The following is a 20,605-nucleotide window of genomic DNA, read 5'->3' as shown; positions in this document are numbered from 1 at the left end:
CTTTTTTGAGAATATAAGTAATTGAGGTGTGTAGAATGGCTTTTATCGGGCCGTTTATAAAAGAAATAGCCGAGCAATCTCCTAAGCGGATAGCTATTGAAACGAACAAGGACCGAATAACCTACCAAGAATTTTATCATTCCGTTCTATTGCTTCAGCGGAAAATCTCCCGTCTACTCCCTGAAGGCAAAGGAAAAAAGATCGGTTTTTTGCTTCCTAATGAGCCGAAATGGTTAGAATTGTTTATAGCGATCAGTTCAAGTGGAGGGATCGCCATTCCGTTTGATCCTAAATGGAGTCCTTTCCAGTTAAATGATGTGATTAAGGATTCTCAGCCTGATCTCGTTATCTATGATGGCGTCTTTGCTGATCGATTTAGGAACACTACTTTTGTTCAAACTTGTACAATAGACGCACTAGATCTACTTTTCCCATCCGAGCAAAGCAGAAACCTTTTCTTGGATCAAGAGCCTTTTTATATTGGATATACATCTGGCACGACTGGCCAGCCAAAGGGTTTTATAAGAATCCATGCATCATGGGCGGATTGTTTCTCACTAGGCCGCCAAGTTTTTTCTTTGGATAAGGAAGACCACATACTATGTCCAGGACCTCTAGTACATTCACACTTCTTATATGCTGCTGTCCAATGTCTACATATCGGTGCCACCTTACATTTATGTTCGTCATTTGACGCGAGGGAAGTCTCTGAGGTTCTTCGGAGAAAAAACATTACCGTAATGTATATCGTTCCCACGATGTTTGAAGCGCTGAATAAAATTGGATGTGGCTTAATATCGGAGCACTTAAGAACGTTAATTTCTTCGGGAGCAAAATGGTCTGCAGCATCTAAACAGGCAGCTAGTCAAGCTTTCCCCCATGCATCCATTTATGAATTTTACGGCGCTTCTGAATTGAGCTTCGTTAGTTTTCGAGAGGTGAATGACGGTGGTCTCCCCGAAGGAGCGATCGGGGAACCTTTTCCTCGGGTAGAGATTTTGATTCTTTCAGATGACGGACGACCTGTTCGTCAAGGCGAAGTCGGAAATTTGTTTGTGAGAAGTCCTTGGATTTTTGACGGATATTTAAATCGACCTGAGGAAACGGCGGATGTTTTTAATGGTGCCTGGGCCACGGTTGGGGATCTCGCTTTTGTAGATGGGGATGAACACGTCATTCTTAAAGGGCGGAAGAAAAATATGATCATCAGTGGTGGTCTTAATATCTATCCTGAAGAGGTGGAACAAGTGATACGGGAGCATCCAGCTATTGATGAAGCAGTCGTAAAGGGTGTAGAAAATGATTATTGGGGTGAAAAGGTCACTGCTTTTGTTACCCGTACAGAAGGGAAGCAGCTTTTCATTGATGATGTGAAAGATCACCTTACGAAGCTGTTGCCAAAATATAAATGTCCTAAAGAGTGGATTGAGTTGGATGAGTTCCCTTATACAAATAGTGGGAAGATAGCTCGAAAAGAACTTGTAGAGCCTGCAGGGAGGAATTAGATGAAGGAAGTAGTGATTGTTAAGGCGAAACGCACACCTGTTGGGAGGGTAGGTGGTGTTCTGTCACATATCCCTCCTGAAAAACTGATGAACCCTATTCTTAAGGATTTAATCCAAGGTCTGGACCCAGGGGAAATTGACGATGTTATTTTAGGAAACGTTGTTGGACCTGGAGGGAATATGGCAAGGCTCTCCCTATTAGAAGCGGGGCTGCCAATGACGGTTCCTGGGGTAACAATAGATAGGCAATGTGGGTCTGGTTTAGAAGCCATTAATATAGCTGGACGCCTTGTTCAAGCAGGTGCTGGAGACATCTATATCGCCGGGGGTGTAGAGAGTACCAGCCTGGCCCCCTGGAAAGTAAAAAAGCCCGATTCTATACATAGTCCAAAAGGTCCTGAATTGTACACAAGAGCCAGGTTCTCGCCTGAATCAATCGGTGATCCTGAGATGGGGGAAGCGGCTGAAAACGTAGCGGAGCACTATGGCGTCACACGAGAAGAGCAAGACGAATTTGCTTATCGTAGTCACCTCAAGGCTGTTAATGCTCAAAGTGAAGGGGTTTTTGATAAAGAAATCGTTCCAAAAGATGGAATTCGTACAGATGAATGTCCACGTCCAAATACATCGCTTGCCAAACTATCTACTCTGAAACCGGTTTTTAAACAAGGAGGTACGGTGACGGCAGGAAATGCATGCCCTATGAATGATGGAGCTGCAGCTGTATTAATCATGTCTCTAGAGAAATGTCGCAAACTTGGGCTGAAGCCATTAGCCCGCTTTGTAGATAGCACCTCAGTAGGGGTTGACCCCCATTTACTCGGAATTGGACCAATTCCAGCTGTAAAAAAATTGTGGGAGCGCCAGCATTTGACCGAAAAAGATATTGATCTTGTAGAATTCAACGAAGCGTTTGCCTCTCAAGTCATCGCTTCATTAAAAAGTCTTGAAATTCCATACGAAAAAGTGAATCGGTCTGGCGGTGCCCTTGCGTTAGGTCATCCCTATGGTGCCTCAGGGGCTATTCTTGTTACGCGACTTGTCTCTGAGCTAGCAGGAAGTAGTCTTAAGCGTGGGATAGTGACTCTTGGTATTGGGGGAGGAATGGGATTGGCTACCTTATTTGAATCAATGGAAGATGTTCGCCTGTAAAGGTGGAGGAACAAGACGAAGATCTACTCCGTCATCAACCTCTGGCCGGAGTACTAACGGATGATGTTTAAAGCTGGTCACTAAATCGTGATCAGCTTTTTTAACAGAGCAATAAAGCCATACTCATCCGTCATAACATGTAACCGGCAACGATTTAAACATGAAGATAAAAATCGCCTCCCTAAAAATGTATGTTTCCTATTGACCTAAGCAACCTGAAAAGCGCCTATGAAATTGCTGAAGTTGGGCAAAAAAGATTGGGCCCATTCTTCCGTTAAAGAGTGAAAAGAAATCCCTCGTAAGGCTGCTGAATTTTTGCAAAATAATCGTGATGAAATTATTCGTACCGCTAATTTAGAAACAGGAGGACATTACTTAAAGTGGAGATGGAATTAAATCTCGCATTGACGTATTAAAAATACGTTGACGAGGTGAAGGAAGTCCATGCGACGATTGATGAATTTACTAAATTGAAGTGGGTGTCGGTTCAAGAAGAATATCGAGAATTTCCGTTTTAACTGAGAAGAGGACGAGTACTCGTTTACTTTAGCGATGTATTTGTCCTTTTTAAATTAGACAAAGCACTTATCATTACTATGATGTAAAATTGGGAAAGAAGGTACTTAAGGCAGGTATATAGAAGATGAAGTGTTATAAGGCATACATTTACATCGAAAAGAATCAGTCAAGCACGGATAAGGAGTCATACATAATGGAAACTAAGTTTCGGCGTAACACTCAGAATATGGACGTTAAAAAAGTACTCTTCATCATAGGCATCATCTTCGTCGCTTTTAATTTGCGTCCGGCTATTACATCTGTTGGACCTCTTATTAGCTCAATCACGGCGGATCTTGGGATATCCAATGCTGCGGCTGGATTTATTACAACTCTCCCCCTTCTGTCATTTGCTGTCTTTTCCTTACTTGCCCCTAAGTTAGGCCATCGATTTGGATATGAACGAATGGTGTTTATTGGTTTACTGACGTTAATCATGGGAATCGTTATCAGATTTATATCATTGACAGTTACGTTGTTTGTGGGAACCGCTTTAGTTGGAATCGGGATTGCCATCTCAAATGTATTGTTACCTGGTATTATAAAAGGGAATTATCCCCAAAAAGTTGGCTTGATGACGGCTGTTTATACAACTTGTATGTCTGTGTTTTCAGCCATCGGAACTGGGTTGAGCATCCCTTTAGCCAAAGGACTTGGTTTAGGGTGGGAAAAAACATTATTGTGTTGGGCTTTGTTAGCACTGCTAGCAGCAGTCATTTGGTTGCCCCAGATCCGTAAGCCAGCAAAATTGGATGACCCGAAAACGTCTGCATTACAGGGGGCTTCGATATGGCGTTCCAAAATCGCCTGGCAGGTTACCATTTTCATGGGATTACAATCCTTTTTATTTTATTCCATGATTACATGGCTGCCTGAAATCCTTAATGGTAGAGGCTTGAGTATATCAACGGCAGGATGGATGGTATCGGTCATGCAGTTAACAGGCCTTCCGATGACCTTTCTAACTCCTGTCTTTGCTACTCGTTTCCAAAATCAAAGAGGAATTGTGGGAATGATTGGTTGTCTTTATACTGCAGGGCTATTAGGGGTTCTGCTCGGTAGCAATATTCCCATGCTGACTGTCAGCGTCATGTTGATGGGAGCTGGTCAAGCAGCTTCGATCAGTTTAGCACTTACTTTACTAGGGCTTCGTGCAGGTAATGCTCAGCAAAGTGCTGCATTATCAGGCATGTCTCAATCAGTGGGGTATTTACTTGCTGCGGCAGGCCCAGTATTGATCGGCATCCTTATTGATGTTACTGCGTCCGTGAATGTGCCGTTGTTGTTATTCATTGCCATTATTATTGTGATGGTGACGGCAGGTCTAGGAGCGGGAAGGAATCAGACGGTTTTTAACGAGAACAGAGCCCATGATTAGTTAACGCTTCACTTTTTCACTCCTTTAGAAGAATAGTAAATTAAACAAAAGGGTTCCGTAAGCATAGCAATGATTCCTTTTTTTACATAGAAAGCTGATTCTTCATATGCATGTAAAATATAATCGTGGTAATAATAAGATAATGAATAGTTAAAAAGGAGCCTTGAGCGCCTATGGAAAGAATGGTTTTGTGGGGATTGTTTCTGTTCGGTATCGTTCTATTACTACTTAGTTTTAGAAAAGCACCCATACAGGACATCACTATTGTTTTCTTGTTGACCTCTTATATAGCAGTGATTTTAGGCCAAATTATTGTAAAGGAAAACATGATCACCTATCCGATTAATTTACTGAGTGAATACTTTAGGTCTAGTTTGCTTTACGAAATGCTTCTACTTCCCGTTGTTTGTATTTATTTTTATAAAACAACCTATCATTCGAGGTATCCAAGTATTGTTATGCAGTGTGCAACTTATACATTCACTCTAACGATCGTTGAAGTCTTTTTGGAAAAGTACACTGATTTTGTCGAATATTATACGTGGACCTGGGTTCACACCTTCATAGGTATTTTCTGTCTGCTCTTTTTTATCCGTTTGGTTACGAAGGTAATAATGACAAAAGCTAGGTTTCCAGTATAAGAGGGGTGACCTTTTATTATTAATATTGGGTGCTGAGGCCTTTGTGTTCAGTGGTTTTTTTCTCTGCCTTTGTGCCTTTACATAAGTAAAGAGAAGGGAATAAAAATGGTGATTGAAGTCAGGATGAAGACTTCATCACCATATTGTTTAAGGGCTTCTATAATCATCGTATATAAAATCTGGATTAGATATTTAGGGTGCTACAAACAGTCATGCTCCTTTATACTTCCAAGACTAATGCTCCTCTATACCCTTGACAATGCCCTTTGCTACTTGTTCGCGGTAATGCTCGCTTTTCAACAACTCGGCATCCTCTTTATTCGAAACAAACCCAGTTTCTGCAAGCACTGCTGGCATATCAGTATGACGCAAAACATAATAATCCGCTTTAAACACCCCGCGGCTCAGGTTACTAGTTTTAGAGATAACATATTCTTGGACTAAATCTGCAAACTCTCTTGCTTCCGAACTCCCTGCATTATAAAAGGTTTCAATACCTTTAGCACTAGAGTCATAGTATCCGTTGGCATGAATACTTACAAAAAGATCGCCTTCCCAGTTATTGGCTTGTTTCACACGATCTTCAAGTGTAACAAACGTATCATCTGACCGCGTCATTAAAATATCATACCCTTTTTCACGTAGTTTAGACTCAACTCGCTTAGCAATGTCCAGGACGACCTCTTTTTCCTGAAGAGAGTTCCCGATTGCTCCAGGGTCTTTACCTCCATGACCAGGGTCGAGAATAATACGTTTGATCTCCTGGCTTTCGGATTGGTCAGGTTTTACCTCCCTGAACTTATCTTCTTTTTCTACATCTTTCTCTTCTACACGTTTTTCTTCCTCAACTTGTTCCCCAGCGACTTCTGATAGAAAAGCTGTGCTTACAAAGCCTAGCTGTCCTTGATAAGTGATTTGCCCCCAACCATTCCCAAGTTCAATATACTCAACTCGTTGCCCTGGCATGAGACTTCCAATCACCTTGGCATTCAAACTAGGCGCTTGCCGTACATTTAAGGATGACTGGGTGTCAATTTCGCCTGTTTGTGCGGCTTCAACTGGCTGGGCAATCGTCATCGCAGATATAACTATTAGTACAAAAGAAAGAACCACCGTTATGAAACGCGTTTTTATTTTCATGTTCATACATAACTCCTCCCGACTATTAAAAATGTAACTTTTATTCTATGAAAAGTAGATCATACTATTAATCTTGGTCAAATTTTCAATGTTATATTCACCAGAAGGCTTTCATTTTAAATATTATCTAGGGTTATATATGGTCACACTATTCTAAGGTTTTAGGTTTGAAACACGAGCACTTCCTCTGCAAATGGGGCCTGCCCACTAGCCGCCCCGTAGCCAAGTAAATATTGTGGCTATTTATTAGAAAACGAATGGTTACTGAATAATGAATATTTGTAGAAGAGTCTTGTATGACTATGGAAAGAGTAGTTTTTATGGATATTATTAGTGGGTTGGGATGGTACTGTTGTATGGTAGTTTACGGAAACCACATATGAAAGACAAAATTATCATTTTCTTCATGACCTCCTATATTGCTACCGTTGCAGGTGTTATAGTTGTTGAGGAAAAAATGATCGATTATCCTGTCAACCTATTCAGTCAATATTTTAGTTCTAGTCTGTTATATGAAATGATCCTTGTTCCAATCGTTTGTATTTACTTTTATCAAACAACTTTTCACTCAAGCTATTCGCGTATTGCCTTACAATGCGCCATCTACACTTCTATTCTGACTTTCAATCGAAGTCCTTCTTGAAAGGTATACTGAATTAGTTGAGTACTATACGTGGACCTGGGTGTACACATTCATTAGCGTTTTCTGTATAATTATGTTGATCCGTTTCCTTATGAATGTAATCAACCATGTTGTTACATACCATAAGGAAGATATTTGACAAAAAAAGTCTAAAAACCAAGCATTTTTTCATAATCTTTAGTAGAATGGTAGATAGTTGAATAGGGGAAGAAACAGGCGTGATGTCATTCATCACTTAATAGGGAAGTTGGTTGAAATCCAACGCGGTCCCGCCACTGTATTTGCGAGCAACCTGCACGATTCCACTGTGTGAAAAGCATGGGAAGGAGCAGGGAGCAATGACCATAAGCCAGGAGACCTACCTGTTTTTCTCACCAATACCTACGCGGATAGGAGGTGTATAGTAAAAAAGGAAGCTGTCGTGTATGTGCTTTAGCGTCATTGCAAAATCCTTTTGTGTACACATCATCATTGCGGGATGTGTTTTTTTGTGCTCAAAAATTTTTTAATTTATGGGAGAGATAAACTTGAAACGACTATCAAATTACATATTTATACTTCTGATGACGATCGGTTTGCTAGTAGGTTGTGCAAGCAATGAGAACTCAAGTCAGCCAGAGGAAAGCATGAGTGATACAACTACAGAAGAAACCCAAGGTCAAGAAGGAACGACTTACCCTCTGACCGTAGAAGATTCTGCGGGTAATGAAGTGGTTCTGGAAGAAGACCCTGAACGAATTGTTTCATTGATTCCAAGTAACACAGAAATTGTGTTTGCCGTTGATGCAGGAGAACAGGTTGTCGGGGTGTCAGATCACGATAACTACCCTGAGCAGGTCAAGGAGATTGATAGAGTTGGCGGGATGCAAATTAATACCGAGAAAGTTTTATCATTAAAACCTGATCTCGTTCTTGCGCACGGTTCAAGTGCTCATAACTCTCAGGCTGCGCTTGACCAAATTAGTAATGCGGGGATTCCGGTCTATGTTGTGAAGAACGCCTCTGATTTTAAGGGTGTTTATGAAACGATTCACTCGGTGGGTAAATTGGTAAATGAGCAGGAGAAAGCGGACAGCATTGTAACTGGAATGAAGGATAAGCTTAAAGGAATTAAGGAAAAAGCCTCTGAGATCAAAGATCCTAAAAGTGTATTTGTAGAAGTGTCTCCGGCTCCGGAAATTTATACAACTGGAACGGGTACATTCATGCATCATATGCTCCAAGCGATCAATGCAGAGAATGCTGCTGCAAACCAAGAAGGATGGGTGAAAATGAATGAGGAGGCCATTATTAACTTACAGCCAGATGTCATCATTACAACCTATGGCTATTATACAGAGAAACCTGTAGAAAAAGTGCTTTCTAGAGAAGGCTGGGAAGAAGTACCGGCAAACGAGAAGAAACAGGTATATGACGTTCACTCTGATCTTGTTACACGTGCGGGTCCACGTTTGATTGAAGGGATAGAGCGGTTGGCTGAAGCTGTTTATCCGGAAACGTTCGGTGATGAATAAACCGTTAGCTTATATAGGAAGCGTAATCATTTTAGTAGGTGCATGGCTGGCAGGAGTGGCTGTTGGCAGTGTACCTATTCCGCTTCCTGTCATCATTGGGGCGATAGCAGAAACGATAAGTCCCTATCAATCAAATATTGATCCTATAAACATCAGTATTATTGTGGATGTTCGCTTGCCACGCGTCGTATTAGCTGGTTTAGTGGGTGCATCACTAGCTATAGCCGGGGCTTCTTTTCAAGGTCTACTACAAAATCCGCTAGCTGACCCTTATACCTTAGGTGTATCTTCGGGTGCGTCTGTCGGAGCAGTGTTGGTTCTGTTTGTGGGATTTTCTTTACCGGTTTTCGCCTCCTTCACACTCCCCATTGTCAGCATCTGCACGGCAGTCCTTACACTGCTCTTCGTTATTGGATTTGCACGCATGCTTGATCGAACACTTTCTATCGAGACGCTCATCTTGACAGGGATCGTCATGGGATCTTTTCTCGGCTCGGTTATTTCTCTCATGATTGCGCTTACAGGGGAGGAGCTTCGCCAAATTGTCGGCTGGCTCCTGGGAAGTGTAGCGATGCGGGGATGGAGTCACGTGGGGTTACTGCTCCCCTTTTTTATGGTTGGTGTACTGCTTCTTATGACTCAGGGGCAGGAATTAAATGCGATGTCGTTAGGCGAGGAACGGGCAAAGCAGCTGGGTGTTCCTACGGAGAAAAGAAAATCATTGATCTTATTAGCTGCTTCGATTTTAACTGGGGCGGCAGTTGCTGTATCAGGGACAATTGGTTTCGTCGGTCTAGTCGTTCCTCATATTTGCCGGAGGGTTTTTGGTACAGACCACCGGCATCTTATTCCACTGTCTTTGATTAATGGAGCGACGTTCTTAATTTTGGCAGACCTCGTTTCACGAACGATTATTGCCCCAGCTGAGTTGCCTATTGGGGTGATTACATCGCTGATAGGAGCACCGATTTTTGCTTTTATTCTTTACCAGCAGAGGAAAAAAGGGGCGAGTGTATGATTCAAGTAACCAATATGACGGGTGGATATGAAACTAAGCCCATTGTTGATCATGTCGATTTTCAAGTCAATCGTGGTGAGTTTTTTGGTGTGGTTGGTCCTAATGGAAGTGGAAAAACAACCTTATTTAAATTGATGAGTGGGATTCTTCCTCTATGGGAAGGGGAAGTGGTTATTGATCGGAAGCCCCTTGGTCATTACCCTCGTAAACAACTTGCTCGCAAGGTTGCGACATTGCCCCAGGTTCAGCAGAGCTTTTTTTCCTACAATGTCTACGAAACTGTGATGATGGGACGTTATGCCTATCAGTCAGGCTTTTTTAAGCAGCCGACGGAGCGGGATAAAGAAGTGGTTGAACATGTGTTAAAGCAAACTGGACTGACAGAAATGATGTCTCTCCCTCTCAATCATTTAAGTGGAGGGGAAAGACAACGTGTTTATCTGGCCCAAGCTCTGGTTCAGGAACCAGATGTTTTGCTGCTTGATGAGCCGACGAATCATCTCGACTTCAGTTATCAAAAACAGCTCTTGGATGAACTGAAACAGCTTTCGCTGACAAGCCATTTAACGGTCGTGTCGATTTTTCATGATTTAAATATAGCCAGTCTGTATTGTGACCGTCTGTTACTGATCGACCAAGGGCAGATCACTCAGATCGGCAAGCCAGAAGAAGTGATGCAAAAGCCTTTACTTGAGCGAGTCTATCATTCTTCGATTGATGTTCATGCTAATCCTACGTTATCAAGCCCCCAGATGAACTTGCTCCCGGATTATTTTTTAGACAAAACGAGGGCTGCTATTACACCTGCGCTTGTGGAAGCCACAGAGGAGAAGATTGTTGTAAGAACCCCCCAGTTGCTTAAAACTTTTTCTTCAGCGGTAAAGGGAGGGGGATTTGGCTGGTATCGTAACTTTATCAACTATCATGTTGATAAAAGCTTTAACTGTGAATCTCCTTCCCAATTCATGATAGAAAAATGTCAGCAGTGGGAGCTGACTGAACATGACACTTTAGCGATGATCACAGCAGCCCACCTGTCGGACTATTCGGAACGATTTTTCCTGGGAGACGGTGTTTCTATCCTGATTTTAGTTACAGCTGGGTTGGGTAATGCAGTAGATGTTGTCCATGGGGATAAACGAGTAGAGGCAGATCAGCCTGGGACGGTAAATACTTGGGTTTTCATCGATGGCCACCTATCTGAACAAGCATTTATTCAAGGAATCGTAACAGCGACGGAAGCGAAGACGAAAGCTTTTTCAACATGTGGAATTAAGGATTCGTTGACAAATACTGAAGCTACAGGGACGTCCACGGACAGCATTATGATTGCGAGCACTCAGACGGAGAGACAGCTGGAATATGCAGGACCGATTACCTTTCTCGGGAGCAAGATTGGGCAGATGATTTATGAGGCTACTAAGGAAGCCATTGAACGTTATTTGGAAAGAATGAAGCCTCAATGATCGAACACCTCATTGCTTTAACTGCAGCGCTTTTACTAGATCTATGGCTTGGGGATCCACGCTGGCTGCCACATCCCGTCCGCATGATGGGAAGCTTGATTCATTTTCTTGAAAGCAGGGGGAATAAAGGGAGTCTTCGCCGCTTCAAAGGGGTGGCTATGGTTCTCATTGTGTGCAGTGTTGTTTTCGTGATTACATGGTCTATTACTGCACTCGGCTATCACGTTCATGTTGGGCTGGGAGTGGTCTTGGAGTCCTTCTTTATTTGGACAACGATCTCTTTAAAGGGCTTGAAAGAAGCATCGATGAATGTATATACCCCGTTAACAGAGTCCGACTATACTCGAGCACGTCAGCATTTATCCATGATTGTCGGAAGGGATACCGAACATTTAGATGAATCTGAGTTGGCGAGAGGTGCGATTGAGACGGTTGCCGAAAATACGAGTGATGGCATTACGGCACCCCTTTTCTTTGCTCTTTTAGGTGGGGCTCCTTTAGCTATGCTTTATCGTGCCGTGAATACGTGTGACTCAATGGTCGGATACCGACATGATCGATTCTACCATTTTGGATGGGCGTCGGCCCGATTGGATGATGTGCTGAACTGGGTTCCGGCCCGACTGACATCGATGTTACTTTTGTTATTAGAGAAGAGTACTTTTCAAACGAAAAGAGAAGCGATTACTTTGTTAGTTCATCATTCAAAGCGTCATCCGAGCCCGAACAGCGGATGGGGTGAAGCAGCTTTTGCTATTTTAATGGGGATTCAGTTAGGCGGTGAAAATCGCTATTTCGGTGAAGTATCTATGCGTCCTACAATTGGGATTCCCTTTGAGAAAATGGACGCTGAGCATATTAAAACAGCCCATCACTTTATGGTGCGAGCTACACTTTATATGACTCTATTGTTATGGATAGGAGGTGCAGGCATTGAAGTGGCCGTCACATGGAGCTAACCCGCAATATTTAACGGACCCCTTACAGCTGTCAGAGGTGACCTATGATTTTAGTGTGAATGTGAATCCGTTAGGACCTCCGTCTTGGCTGCGGGAGAAGTGGGGAGATTTTTTCGAACTCATCACGAACTATCCAGATCCCTTTGCTGAAGATCTCCGTCGTACGATTGCTTTACAAGAAGGAATTTCGGAAAAGCAAATTCTCGTTGGGAATGGTGCGTCGGAACTGCTTACATTAATAGGGCGAGAGTTTGCTGGCAAACATCTATTGATTGTTGAGCCGACTTTTTCTGAATATCGAATGATTGCCGAGATGAATGGTTGTATAGTCGAATCTATCTTTCTAACCGAGTCGGAAGGATGGGAACTGCCTTTAGAACGGCTCAAATCTAAGCTTACTGGTGTAGACCTTGTGATGATCTGTAATCCAAATAACCCAACAGGCGTTGCCTACAAACAAAGTAAGTTAGTCGAATTGTTGAATGAGCTTGAAAAGAGAGAAGTCTCTCTTCTAATCGATGAAGCGTTTTATGATTTTGTTCAAAACGAACCGTCCCTAATTCAGCAAATAAACAAGTCATCTCACCTTATCATTTTGCGTTCGCTGACGAAGATGTACGCTATCCCAGGGTTAAGGATCGGTTATCTAGCCGGGTCGGAAGCTATCGTTCAGAAGTTAGCTTCCCATCAGCCGACATGGAGTGTAAATGCTTTGGCTCAAGACATTGCTAAGGGTTGTATCAAGGATCATTCCTACCGTCAACAAACAAGAGACTTGATTCAAGCTGAGAGAGAGCGGATTTTCCTTAGGCTTAAGGAGCTTGCATTTACTGTGTCAAAAAGCGACGTAAACTACTATTTATTAGGAGGATATCCTTCTTTAAGTGATACCTTGCTTCCTTTTCTGTTGAAAAATCGATTGGCTGTTCGTCATACACATAATTTCCCTGGATTAAATGGGGATTACGTGCGTCTGGCGATTCGAACGCCACGGGAGAATGACTGCTTGCTTGACCTCCTAAAAAGGTGGGTGCAAACATGATGATCTTTGTCTGTGGAGGTGTAAGGAGTGGGAAGACGAGTTATGCGGAGAGTTGTATGTTGCAATCAAATCTGCCACACCTCCACTATGTGGCAACGGGGGTGGTGACAGATTCAGAAATGCAAGACCGTGTAACCCGCCACAAAAAGGACCGCAAGCAAAGCGGGCGGTCCTGGCAAACGTGGGAACAGTCGACAGCCATTGATCAGCTTTCATTTACAGCGGAAGACGCCATCCTGATCGACTGTTTAACTACATGGGTCACAAATGAAATGATGGCTCAGGAGGGTGTGCATCCGGATGGTATGGTTACTTTTCTCATGAATCAGCTGGCCCGTTTAATCACAGGTGCTGGGGAAGTATATATTGTTTCCAATGACCTTGGCCGTGATCTGCCTTCACCTTATAAAATGGTTCGTGACTATCTATACATTCTTAATTCCATACATAGATACGTTGTTGGGAAATCAGATAAGGCGATTGAAGTGGTATTTGGTTGGCCGTTTTTTCATAAGGGGGTAGAAGCATGAGGGGAGTCATGATCCAAGGGACAGCATCAAATGTAGGGAAAAGTTGGATTGCAACTGGCTTATGCCGGCTGCTCGTTTGCCGTGGTCTAGCCATCGCTCCATTTAAATCGCAAAACATGTCAAATAACTCCTATATAACGAGGAATGGGGAAGAGATTGGTCGTGCTCAAGGAGTTCAGGCTGAGGCTGCTTTCGTTGAGGCAACCGTTGATATGAATCCCATCTTGTTAAAGCCGACAAGTGACCAGCGATCTGAAGTCATTATCCATGGAGTCAGTCAAGCTGCTTGGTCGGGATCAGAATACCGAACTCATTGGTATGAACAAGGGAAGCAGGCCATCAAGCAATCTGTTCAACGATTGGAGCAGGACTATGACGCGTTAGTGATCGAAGGAGCCGGCAGCCCTGTTGAGGTGAATTTAAATGATCGCGAATTGGTGAATATGTCGATCGCGGACTTGATCAATGTGCCAGTCATTCTAGTTGCTGATATTGACCGAGGCGGGGTGTTCGCCAGTATTGTTGGGACCCTGGAATTGTTGCCTGAGAAGCATCGGGAGCGTATTAAGGGATTAATTATTAACAAGTTTCGTGGTGAACGTGCTTTATTTGAAAGTGGAATAGAATGGATTGAAAACTATACAGGCATACCTGTTTTAGGTGTGCTGCCCCACTTAGAAGATCATGGTATTGAGGGAGAAGACTCATTAACGATCCAATCTACGCCAGCTAAAAGGGAAAAGTCCTTAGATATAGCTGTGATTCATTGGCCTTATTTATCGAATGAAACGGATATATCACCACTTACTCAAGAGCAGGATGTATCGATTCGTTACGTTCGCTCCGTTGATCAGCTTGGAAAACCAGATGCACTAATTTTACCAGGAACGCGAAGCACAATTGAAGACTACCTTGCATGTGAGGAAAAGGGACTGACAGAAGCGATCGGGGCTTATGCCGAGAGAGGAGGAGTGATCGTAGGGATTTGTGGTGGCTATCAGATTCTTTCTGATGTCATGTATCGCCATGAAGCTGATAAAGACGGTGTGCAAGGAATAGGGATATTTCCTCTCTCAACAACTTTTGTGAAAAACAAACAAACGATTCGTGTAAGCGGACATATTCATGAAGCAAGCGGTTATTCCCTTGTGCCCATGTCTGGCTATGAGATTCATCTTGGGCGAACGGCTGGATCTATCAAGTATCCGTTCCTTCAATTGAACGATGGACCTGAGGGAATCAGTCTTGATCAGGGGCGTTTGATTGGCACTTACCTTCATGATTGTTTTCATAATGATGAATGGAGAACGGAATGGTTGAATCGCTTGCGTAGAAAGTCGGGTTTATCCGAACAGGTAATGACTGATACAGGCGGTCGAGATGAGCGTTACGAACGTCTGGCTAAACATTTAGAAACCTATCTCGATACCGAAAAGATTATACAGATGATAGAGGAGAGCGCGCCATGAAAAATTTTGGATTGGGTGGATTATTTGCCTTGCAATTCTTCTCTGTGTTTCCTATCCGAAAAGGCATCGAACCGAACACGGCTGTCGTTCGCAGTTGTCTTATGTGGCTGCCAATACTAGGGCTGGTAATCGGAGGGTCTAATGCGTTTATTTTCTATGGACTCTCCTCTCTAACAACTATGAGTCTAGTTAGTTTAACTGTTTTTGCGTTGATGATTCCGGCCGTATGGAGTGGGGGTCTTCATCTTGACGGCTTAATGGATACAGGGGATGCCTTCTTCTCCTATCAGGACCAGCAAAAGCGCTTGGAAGTGATGCAGGATCCTCGGACAGGAGCCTTCGGAGTATTGGTTTTACTGGCCGTGTTGATTCTCCGTTTTGTATTCATGTATGAATCGTTTCTTGGTAATTTCTCAATGCTCTGGTTTATTTTATTGATTCCCTTTTTATCAAGATGTGTGATGGTGTTGATGTTAGGACATGCCCCTTCAGCAAGGCAGAGGGGCCTAAGCCATTTCTTTAAAAATCACTATAGTCACAGTGTGACGGTTTGGGTTCTTAGTCTCATGCTTGTGGTGAGTATTGTGATGGCCTTCCTCTCTTGGAGTCACTTTTCCGTCAGCTTATCAGCGGTTTTAGCTGCTATGATCGGAATTTGGGGGATTCGTAGATGGGCGGTACGTTCGTTTGGTGGAATAACAGGTGATGTTTGCGGCGCAACACTTGAAGGAATGGAGACATATTTATGGTTCATCGTTTGGTTATGTATTTGATTCGTCACGGGGAAACCCGCTCAAATGTACAAAGACGTTATATTGGTTGGAGAAATCAGGAAATGTCTGAACAAGGGCGAAAGCAAGTTGACTTTTTAAAAAAGCGTCTTCCTGAACTTCCAAAAATCTATGCTAGTGACCTTGATCGTTGTAGCGAGACAGCATCTATCCTCTCCTCATCTGTTGAAACGACAAAGAAGCTACGCGAGTATAACTTTGGTGATTTTGATGGTGGGACATACGAAGAGTTAAAGGAGGGAATTCACTATAAGCAGTGGCTGAACAACATGGAAAAGGTCACCCCACCTAATGGGGAGAGTTTTGTTGATTTCAAAGGTCGCGTTCTTCGCTTTGCTGACCAAATCCTTGGTTATCAACGCAATTTAGAAGAGCCGATTGTCGTCGTAACTCATGGAGGGGTGATACGTATTATGCTCCATCATTGGTCAAAGGAATCAAATTCTATGTGGGATTGGCCGATAGCACCGGGAGAGGCTTACAAAATTCTACTGGAGAAGGAGAGGGAGCAATGGATTTTGTCACAGGTGGAGCATATAACGGGAAGCTAGACTGGGTGATTGAGAATTATGATAGCGATTACACGATTTTAAAGGAGGACCAGCAGTCTGGATCTGTTGATACACCTCTTCTGATTGTAGATAAGCTTGAAAATAGGATTTATAACTACTTGAGCAACCAAGGGGAAGAGGGTGAAAAGTGGCAGAAATATTATGATACCTTAATGAAATGGGAACAAACTCTTACATCAAGACAGCTCGTAATTATAGGGACAGATATCACAGGAGGGATCGTCCCTATGGATAAGCAGAACCGATTATGGAGAGATAAGACAGGATTTTTTTATCAGCAATTAACAAAGGATGCCCAGAGAGTATTCCGAGTGTGGTTCGGAATCCCTCAACAACTAAAATAGGAGCGTGTTAAACATGAGATTATATACAAAAACAGGTGACAAGGGACAAACGAGCGTTATCGGCGGCAGAGTGGATAAAGACGATGTACGTGTAGAAGCTTATGGGACGGTGGACGAGGCGAATAGTTTTGTAGGGAAGGCACGCTCAGAGTTAACAGATTCCCGCTTTAGTGATGTTCAAGAGGAACTTGAGAAAATCCAACATGAACTGTTCGACTGTGGCAGTGATTTGGCAAATAAAAAGTCAAACCGTCCCTTCAAGCTTCAAGAAGAGAGTGTTGAGTGGCTGGAGCAACGGATGGATGATTACATTAAGCAAGCACCAGAATTGGAGCGGTTTATTTTACCGGGTGGATCACCAGCAGCATCAACGCTACACATCGCTCGGACGATTACTCGCCGTGCCGAACGCCTCGTCGTCTCCTTGCAAAAACATGAAACGATCCATCCTGTCTGCCTGACTTATTTGAACCGACTATCCGATTACTTTTTTGCTCTGGCACGCTATGTGAATATGATCCTCGAAACAAAGGATGTCGAGTACATTCGCAGTGCAAAAGTATTCCGTTCCCCAAATAAGAAATCGAAAGACGAAGAGTGATTAAATGGGACAACCATTGTTTATTTCTATTGAGGGGGGACGTGAACTTGTCATAGCCACTGATAACGCAGGAGGGATTGGTTTAAAAGCAGATGACATGGTTCACGTCTCTTATAAAAAAGTTGTGGAATCCTTGTTTCGTGTGTCATTAATGGATTGTTTAGCAGTAGGAGCAACACCGTTTGCTGTAACGATCAGTAATTTTGTTGGCGACGAGGTGTGGGGAGAGCTCGAACAAACCGTTAGAAACCTTGGGAATTCGCTTGGTTACTCTCTGGATATTACCGGAAGTACTGAATCGAATATGGAAATGAGTCAGTCGGCGATAAGCTTATCTATACTTGGCTGGGTTGGTTCTACAGAAAAAAGAATAGGTATTTCCCCGGAAATATGTAGGGTAGCTCTCATTGGTGAGCCACTTGTCGGGAAGGATGTTCTCTCCCATCCTGAAAAAATAGCTCCGCTTGAATTGTTTGCAGCGATTACAAAACAAAACTGGGTTTTTGAAACTTTGCCTGTTGGTTCAAAAGGGATTCAACATAGTGTCGAGGTGTTGGAAAAAAGAAATGGCTGGGGGAAGAGGGATTTAGAAATTCCGTTTGACGAGAAAGCCTCTGGCGGTCCATCAACTAGTTTTATGATTACTTATGATCAGAAGTGGAAGGGAGAGTTATTGAATTTAGCTGGCAGCTACATCACTCTTTTAAACTAAAGTTTCTGACTTTTGATTACACTAACACATTGCATACCGGTAAATCAGTGCCTAATAAATAAATATTCTTCTTATTCCCCATTTCTTGGACAGATAGTGAACCTTCACCGATTACGGCGGAGGTTTTTTTCTGTTTACGCAAGGATACTAACAACACGACCAAGTTAATGGCGGCAACTGATAAGTTTACATGTGTAGAAAAATTGCTGCATTCCTACCATTGGTTGATTATTTCAAGTATCATAAACCTATATTATATACAACTAGAATGAGGATGGCATATTTTGAAGAATAATGTTCTTAATTACTAGTTTTCCCTTTCCTTCTTTGGGCTTGTGATAACGATAATTTTCTTTCTTTTGAAGGTGAAAACAAGAGTTGGGAAGTGAAGCTGCAACTTTCAAATGACGTACAGATGGCACGGGGAAATATTCATTTAGGTTAACTAACGATGAAATTAAATGAAGTAGATAATGAAACTATTTAAACAAAGTGTCTCTTGAAGGGGCACTTTTTACTATAATATTAAGCTAACGGGTTGGAGCCGAAGGGATAAGGGTTAGTAAGGGCGTACTCGCTGTAGATTTCCGGAAGTACTGAATCGAATGTCAGTCGGCAATAAGCTTATCTAAAAACGCCTGTCCGATCAAAAGCACCTAACATAGTGTCGAGGAGTGGAAAAAAGAGCAGATACACACAATCTTTTTTAAATAACTAAAATTGTACGGACATTCTTTCGGAAACGCGGAAAATTAAATTGCAGCGGTTAAGTCTGGCTTTTAACGGATAAAATGATAATTAAATTATAAATTGAAAAGAAACAGATTCATTCATTATTTGTTGAAATAACTCTATTTTATCCCCCGGGGAGAGATGAGTTAAATATTTAAAGGAGCTTTATTATGAACCTTACTAAAAACCAGAGAATGGTAGTGAGTATTTTAATAGGCATTATGTTAGTCGTAGGATTTCAGATTGGTTTATCCCTGACAGGAAGTACGGGTATTAGCATTATTATTTCTTTGATTATGGGTCTGTTAACGCGTGTTATCAGCCATTTTCTCATCAGGGTATCTTAGTTCTCCCTAGATAAAGAAGAGTCAAGCTCTAACTATGACCGGATGAGCTTGGCTCTATTCTATGCCCTTCCATTAACATAACCTCTCAAGCCCTTTATAAAACAAAATATATTTCTCTAAACAAAAGCACTTACGTGTTTAGTACTAGTTGAATAGAATATTTTGAGTACATTGACATATTATTCTGAATTTAATCAAATGATATAATAGCGTATAAGATTTCCTATAATAGGAAATCTAGCACGCTCGTACTTTTGAAAGGGAGTTTAACTATTCAATCCTAGGAGGGAAATTCATGAGCGAAGTGAGATTAATTCCGTTTCGTACGGAAGAAGTGTTGGAAGCGACCTCAGAAGTACCTAAAGGAATTGAGATGATCGAAGCCCCTGCTCTTTGGGAAGGAACAAAACAGGGTAAAGGGAATGTCATAGCTATCATTGATACGGGCTGCCAGACAGACCACCCTGATCTTAAAGGTCGTATTATCGGGGGAAAGAACTTTACTACAGATTATGATGGGGACGAGACGAATTTTAGTGACAATAATGGGCATGGAACTCATGTCTCCGGGACCGTCGCTGCGATTGAAGATGGAAATGGAGTGGTTGGAGCGGCTCCTCAAGCAAATCTTCTCGTTTTAAAAGTGCTGACCGGAGAGGGAAGCGGAAAGATGCAGTGGATCATTGACGCCATTGATTACGCGACAAATTGGACTGGGCCTAATGGTGAAAAGGTAAGAGTCATGTCGATGTCCCTAGGTGGTCCTAAAGATATACCTGAACTGCATACGGTCATTCAAGAGGCCGTGAAGAATGACATTTCTGTGGTTTGTGCCGCTGGAAATGCAGGCGATGGTCGTGAGGATACACCTGAATATGGTTATCCTGGTGCCTATAACGAAGTCATTCAAGTAGGTGCGGTAGATTTTGAACGTAACCTTGCAGAGTTTACCAATACAAATAATGAGATCGACCTCGTAGCGCCTGGTGTGAATATTCTATCAACCTATCTGGAAGGAAAGTATGCAAAGCTATCTGGAACTTCGATGGCTACACCGCACGTGTCAGGCTCCTTAGCTTTGATCATTAGTTTAGCAGAGGAACAATTTCAAAGACGTATGACGGAAGCTGAAATCTTCTCACAGTTGGTAAAACGGACGGTTTCACTAGGTCATTCCAAGGTGGCAGAAGGAAACGGGCTTGTATCGTTAGCCTTTCAGGATAAGTTAGAGAGTTTATTTAGTACTCATAATAGAAAACAGGAGACTACAACACCCTCTTACTCTACCAAATAATTCATAAGAAAAGGGCCTCTTTAAAGAGGCCCTTTTCTTATGAACATAATGATAGTCTCATAAGATTTCAAAAAGAAATCCCTGCAACTCATAAAAGTTGCAGGGTTAAATGCTTTTCTCGCCTATACCAAAACTTTTGCAGGTTGGATTTTTTGTTTATCAATCTTATTGCAAAGGGAATAATAAAGTAGCTATCG

The 20,605-nt window shown here is 42.5% G+C and carries 19 protein-coding genes and 1 riboswitch; of the genes, 18 read left to right on the top strand and 1 reads right to left on the bottom strand.

The genetic code is table 11. From position 1 onward, the window contains the following. The first annotated feature begins 35 nt into the window (after positions 1–35). The 4 genes from MUO14_RS11050 to MUO14_RS11035 all read left to right on the top strand — a co-directional run bounded on the left by MUO14_RS11050 (position 36) and on the right by MUO14_RS11035 (position 5,234). Positions 36–1,505: an AMP-binding protein gene (locus tag MUO14_RS11050; protein WP_244755269.1), complete on the top strand. Its 1,470-nt coding sequence runs from the start codon at positions 36–38 to the stop codon at positions 1,503–1,505. Then, positions 1,506–2,657, top strand: a complete 1,152-nt coding sequence (locus MUO14_RS11045; protein WP_244755268.1) for a thiolase family protein — start codon at positions 1,506–1,508, stop codon at positions 2,655–2,657. Between the two features lie 712 nt (positions 2,658–3,369). Further along, positions 3,370–4,593 (top strand): CynX/NimT family MFS transporter, encoded by a 1,224-nt coding sequence (locus MUO14_RS11040; RefSeq protein WP_244755267.1) that lies wholly within the window; start codon positions 3,370–3,372, stop codon positions 4,591–4,593. A 173-nt stretch (positions 4,594–4,766) separates the two neighbouring features. After that, on the top strand, positions 4,767–5,234 hold the full coding sequence (locus tag MUO14_RS11035; protein ID WP_244755266.1) for a CBO0543 family protein: 468 nt from the start codon (positions 4,767–4,769) through the stop codon (positions 5,232–5,234). A gap of 234 nt (positions 5,235–5,468) precedes the next feature. On the opposite strand, the gene MUO14_RS11030 is transcribed toward MUO14_RS11035, so the two are convergent. Beyond that, the gene (locus MUO14_RS11030) at positions 5,469–6,380 is read right to left on the bottom strand and encodes an N-acetylmuramoyl-L-alanine amidase (RefSeq protein WP_244755265.1); all 912 of its coding nucleotides are present in this window, start codon (positions 6,378–6,380) and stop codon (positions 5,469–5,471) included. 373 nt (positions 6,381–6,753) lie between these two features. Between MUO14_RS11030 and MUO14_RS11025 the strand changes: the two genes are divergently transcribed. The 14 genes from MUO14_RS11025 to MUO14_RS10960 all read left to right on the top strand — a co-directional run bounded on the left by MUO14_RS11025 (position 6,754) and on the right by MUO14_RS10960 (position 20,408). Further along, the gene (locus MUO14_RS11025) at positions 6,754–7,017 is read left to right on the top strand and encodes a CBO0543 family protein (protein WP_244755264.1); all 264 of its coding nucleotides are present in this window, start codon (positions 6,754–6,756) and stop codon (positions 7,015–7,017) included. 197 nt (positions 7,018–7,214) lie between these two features. Further along, a riboswitch (cobalamin riboswitch) is annotated at positions 7,215–7,397 on the top strand. Positions 7,398–7,544: 147 nt separating this feature from the next. Continuing rightward, entirely contained in the window at positions 7,545–8,531 is a 987-nt protein-coding gene (locus tag MUO14_RS11020) for an ABC transporter substrate-binding protein (protein ID WP_244755263.1), read from the top strand. Continuing rightward, positions 8,524–9,549 (top strand): FecCD family ABC transporter permease, encoded by a 1,026-nt coding sequence (locus MUO14_RS11015; protein WP_244755262.1) that lies wholly within the window; start codon positions 8,524–8,526, stop codon positions 9,547–9,549. Before MUO14_RS11020 ends, MUO14_RS11015 begins: the two co-directional genes overlap by 8 nt. Continuing rightward, the gene (locus tag MUO14_RS11010; RefSeq protein ID WP_244755261.1) at positions 9,546–11,015 is read left to right on the top strand and encodes an adenosylcobinamide amidohydrolase; all 1,470 of its coding nucleotides are present in this window, start codon (positions 9,546–9,548) and stop codon (positions 11,013–11,015) included. The genes MUO14_RS11015 and MUO14_RS11010 overlap by 4 nt, the downstream gene beginning before the upstream one ends. Then, positions 11,015–11,974, top strand: a complete 960-nt coding sequence (cbiB, locus tag MUO14_RS11005) for an adenosylcobinamide-phosphate synthase CbiB (protein WP_244755552.1) — start codon at positions 11,015–11,017, stop codon at positions 11,972–11,974. Before MUO14_RS11010 ends, cbiB begins: the two co-directional genes overlap by 1 nt. After that, complete coding sequence (locus MUO14_RS11000) at positions 11,949–13,016, top strand: pyridoxal phosphate-dependent aminotransferase (RefSeq protein WP_244755260.1); 1,068 nt, start codon at positions 11,949–11,951, stop codon at positions 13,014–13,016. The genes cbiB and MUO14_RS11000 overlap by 26 nt, the downstream gene beginning before the upstream one ends. Then, the gene (locus MUO14_RS10995) at positions 13,013–13,546 is read left to right on the top strand and encodes a bifunctional adenosylcobinamide kinase/adenosylcobinamide-phosphate guanylyltransferase (RefSeq protein ID WP_244755259.1); all 534 of its coding nucleotides are present in this window, start codon (positions 13,013–13,015) and stop codon (positions 13,544–13,546) included. The genes MUO14_RS11000 and MUO14_RS10995 overlap by 4 nt, the downstream gene beginning before the upstream one ends. Beyond that, positions 13,543–15,015 (top strand): cobyric acid synthase, encoded by a 1,473-nt coding sequence (locus tag MUO14_RS10990; RefSeq protein ID WP_244755258.1) that lies wholly within the window; start codon positions 13,543–13,545, stop codon positions 15,013–15,015. The genes MUO14_RS10995 and MUO14_RS10990 overlap by 4 nt, the downstream gene beginning before the upstream one ends. Next, a complete protein-coding gene (cobS, locus tag MUO14_RS10985; protein WP_244755257.1) occupies positions 15,012–15,788 on the top strand; it encodes an adenosylcobinamide-GDP ribazoletransferase in 777 nt (258 codons plus the stop codon). Before MUO14_RS10990 ends, cobS begins: the two co-directional genes overlap by 4 nt. Beyond that, positions 15,761–16,357 carry a histidine phosphatase family protein gene (locus MUO14_RS10980; protein WP_244755256.1) on the top strand — a complete coding sequence of 199 codons (597 nt, stop codon included), beginning with the start codon at positions 15,761–15,763 and terminating at the stop codon, positions 16,355–16,357. The genes cobS and MUO14_RS10980 overlap by 28 nt, the downstream gene beginning before the upstream one ends. Next, entirely contained in the window at positions 16,318–16,722 is a 405-nt protein-coding gene (locus tag MUO14_RS10975) for a bifunctional adenosylcobinamide kinase/adenosylcobinamide-phosphate guanylyltransferase (RefSeq protein WP_244755255.1), read from the top strand. The genes MUO14_RS10980 and MUO14_RS10975 overlap by 40 nt, the downstream gene beginning before the upstream one ends. Before the next feature lie 13 nt (positions 16,723–16,735). Continuing rightward, entirely contained in the window at positions 16,736–17,323 is a 588-nt protein-coding gene (locus MUO14_RS10970) for a cob(I)yrinic acid a,c-diamide adenosyltransferase (RefSeq protein WP_244755254.1), read from the top strand. A gap of 4 nt (positions 17,324–17,327) precedes the next feature. After that, on the top strand, positions 17,328–18,035 hold the full coding sequence (locus tag MUO14_RS10965) for an ATPase (protein ID WP_244755253.1): 708 nt from the start codon (positions 17,328–17,330) through the stop codon (positions 18,033–18,035). A 1,374-nt stretch (positions 18,036–19,409) separates the two neighbouring features. Next, positions 19,410–20,408, top strand: coding sequence for a S8 family peptidase (locus MUO14_RS10960; RefSeq protein WP_244755252.1), 999 nt, complete (start codon positions 19,410–19,412; stop codon positions 20,406–20,408). Positions 20,409–20,605: the final 197 nt, after the last annotated feature.

It is taken from the genome of Halobacillus shinanisalinarum (assembly GCF_022919835.1).
GTDB classification, from domain to species: domain Bacteria; phylum Bacillota; class Bacilli; order Bacillales; family Halobacillaceae; genus Halobacillus_A; species Halobacillus_A shinanisalinarum.
This window is presented reverse-complemented; position numbering and strand designations above follow the sequence as displayed.

Coding starts and splice junctions, on each gene's coding strand:
- MUO14_RS11050 (WP_244755269.1), top strand. CDS start 36: ATGGCTTTTATCGGGCCGTTTATAAAAGAAATAGCCGAGCAATCTCCT.
- MUO14_RS11045 (WP_244755268.1), top strand. CDS start 1,506: ATGAAGGAAGTAGTGATTGTTAAGGCGAAACGCACACCTGTTGGGAGG.
- MUO14_RS11040 (WP_244755267.1), top strand. CDS start 3,370: ATGGAAACTAAGTTTCGGCGTAACACTCAGAATATGGACGTTAAAAAA.
- MUO14_RS11035 (WP_244755266.1), top strand. CDS start 4,767: ATGGAAAGAATGGTTTTGTGGGGATTGTTTCTGTTCGGTATCGTTCTA.
- MUO14_RS11030 (WP_244755265.1), bottom strand. CDS start 6,380: ATGAACATGAAAATAAAAACGCGTTTCATAACGGTGGTTCTTTCTTTT.
- MUO14_RS11025 (WP_244755264.1), top strand. CDS start 6,754: ATGAAAGACAAAATTATCATTTTCTTCATGACCTCCTATATTGCTACC.
- MUO14_RS11015 (WP_244755262.1), top strand. CDS start 8,524: ATGAATAAACCGTTAGCTTATATAGGAAGCGTAATCATTTTAGTAGGT.
- MUO14_RS11010 (WP_244755261.1), top strand. CDS start 9,546: ATGATTCAAGTAACCAATATGACGGGTGGATATGAAACTAAGCCCATT.
- MUO14_RS10995 (WP_244755259.1), top strand. CDS start 13,013: ATGATGATCTTTGTCTGTGGAGGTGTAAGGAGTGGGAAGACGAGTTAT.
- MUO14_RS10990 (WP_244755258.1), top strand. CDS start 13,543: ATGAGGGGAGTCATGATCCAAGGGACAGCATCAAATGTAGGGAAAAGT.
- cobS (WP_244755257.1), top strand. CDS start 15,012: ATGAAAAATTTTGGATTGGGTGGATTATTTGCCTTGCAATTCTTCTCT.
- MUO14_RS10980 (WP_244755256.1), top strand. CDS start 15,761: ATGGTTCATCGTTTGGTTATGTATTTGATTCGTCACGGGGAAACCCGC.
- MUO14_RS10975 (WP_244755255.1), top strand. CDS start 16,318: ATGGATTTTGTCACAGGTGGAGCATATAACGGGAAGCTAGACTGGGTG.
- MUO14_RS10970 (WP_244755254.1), top strand. CDS start 16,736: ATGAGATTATATACAAAAACAGGTGACAAGGGACAAACGAGCGTTATC.
- MUO14_RS10965 (WP_244755253.1), top strand. CDS start 17,328: ATGGGACAACCATTGTTTATTTCTATTGAGGGGGGACGTGAACTTGTC.
- MUO14_RS10960 (WP_244755252.1), top strand. CDS start 19,410: ATGAGCGAAGTGAGATTAATTCCGTTTCGTACGGAAGAAGTGTTGGAA.